Origin of the sequence: uncultured Campylobacter sp. (assembly GCF_937997595.1) — a bacterium.
In the GTDB taxonomy this organism is placed as follows: Bacteria; Campylobacterota; Campylobacteria; order Campylobacterales; family Campylobacteraceae; genus Campylobacter_B.
Genome location: NZ_CALKTS010000037.1, coordinates 1 through 1,181 on the forward strand (window position 1 = coordinate 1; position 1,181 = coordinate 1,181).

Consider the following 1,181-nt stretch of genomic DNA (forward strand, 5'->3'; position numbering starts at 1 on the left):
TTCTGACATCGATTTCAGCATTGATTGCGCCCTCTTTAACGGCGGTGATTTTGCCTTTTAGTTGATTTGCAGCACTTAGGCGAAGATCATTTTCTCCCTTTGAAATGATGACATTCGGGGCTTTGAATAAAAATACCGCCTCTTTGCCTGCTTTTAAATCCAAAGTTTTTTCAGAATTGACCGTCACGGTCGCTTTTAGCACGTCGCCGCCTCTGGTTTTAGCTGTGATTAGCGAATTTACCGCACCTATTTTTACGTCGCTGATTACGACGTGAAGCTGATTTCTAGCACTGATTGCCATTGTTTCTCCTTGTAAAAAATTACGAGCAATGTTAGCGGCAAATCCTTAAATGAAATTTAAAAATGCTGCATGTAAGAAATTAATTTGATTTGTTGCGAATTTATATTAAGCCCACTTTTTAAATTCCTAGCTTGCATTATGAAAAATAGCGTTAAAAAATAGATGAAATTCTAAATTTGCATATTAAATCGAGTCATTTTCCTTGAAATTTTGTTCGCTTTTTATAAAATTTTGCGTTTTTTTAGAGCTCTGACGCAAAATTTGGCGTTTGTTTTATGCGCATGCGAAGTGCACATCCGGATAGAAAATTTATCTCAAATCGCGTCTGGCAAGGCTTTAAAAGCACTCCGCTTACGCCTGTTCGCTGAATTTTACGCCTTGCACATCGGTTTTACGAGTAGATTTTGGTGAGCGAGGCGATTTTACATTTGCTTTAAAATACAGCTAGCGGTGCGTTTTGTGCCAAAATTTCAATGTACCTTGCTTTGTAAAAAATCACGCAGAATCATCGCGTGGTTGCAGTGCTCGTCCTTTGCGGCATATAGCAGCGTGACGACCGGCTCGTTTTTAACCTTTTTCAAAAATTCAGCTACGGCGGGATTTTGCTCAAGTTCAGCCAGGTAAAGCTCCTTAAAATGGGCGAAATTCTCAGGCTTATGCGCGAAAAGCTTGCGTATTTCGGTGCTAGGCGTTATGTCCTTTGCCCACATATCAAGCTCCAGCGCATCTTTTTTTATGCCACGCGGCCATAGCCTATCGCAAAGCACGCGAAAACCATCCTCTTCCTCCGCGCTCTCATAGACGCGCTTAATTTTAAATTTTGTCATAGTTTGCTCCTTTAAATTTGCTAATCCTTGATGAAATAATCGCCGTCGAAGCT

The 1,181-nt window shown here is 40.6% G+C and carries 2 protein-coding genes; both read right to left on the reverse strand.

All coding sequences use genetic code 11. From position 1 onward, the window contains the following. Window positions 1-301, reverse strand: a 301-nt coding sequence (locus Q0614_RS01300) for a TOBE domain-containing protein (RefSeq protein ID WP_298785941.1), incomplete at its 3' end; no start/stop codon positions are given. A gap of 470 nt (window positions 302-771) precedes the next feature. Beyond that, on the reverse strand, window positions 772-1,181 hold a 410-nt coding region (locus Q0614_RS01305; protein ID WP_298785943.1), incomplete at its 5' end, for a DUF488 family protein.